We start from the raw sequence: 445 nt of genomic DNA on the forward strand, positions 1-445 counted from the left end.
ATACAGGAGTGGGTTTCGATATTATCCGATGTTGGATTTTCGAGATGAAAATGTACGAAAAATTTTGATATTGATTATTCCGGTTTTTTTGGGAAGAATGGTTTTTGATATCAATTTAATGGTGGACAGATATCTCGGTTCCGGATTGGCGACAGGAACAGTTACTTGTTTGAACAATGCTTACAAACTCAATTTGTTAGTCAATAGTGTAATTGTAACATCCGTTGGTACGACTATTTTTCCAAGGTTGGCAAAATTAACCAAAGAGGGAGATATGACTGCGGTGAAGAGAACACTGCATACAAGTTTGGGAAGTATGTCCATTTTTTTGATTCCGATTGCTTTAGCTATGGTAGTGTTGGCAAATCCGATTGTATCAGTTGCCTTTGGTAGAGGGGAATTTACCCTTGAGAAAGTAACGATTACTGCTCAAGCGATGCAATTT

At 37.5% G+C, this 445-nt stretch carries 1 protein-coding gene; it reads left to right on the plus strand.

What is annotated here, in order from left to right:
• Nucleotides 1–445 (plus strand): lipid II flippase MurJ (locus tag EVJ32_RS16000; RefSeq protein ID WP_145983589.1); only part of this gene is annotated, 445 nt, incomplete at both ends.

Origin of the sequence: Exiguobacterium sp. SH5S4 (assembly GCF_004337045.1) — a bacterium.
In the GTDB taxonomy this organism is placed as follows: Bacteria; Bacillota; Bacilli; order Exiguobacteriales; family Exiguobacteriaceae; genus Exiguobacterium; species Exiguobacterium aurantiacum_A.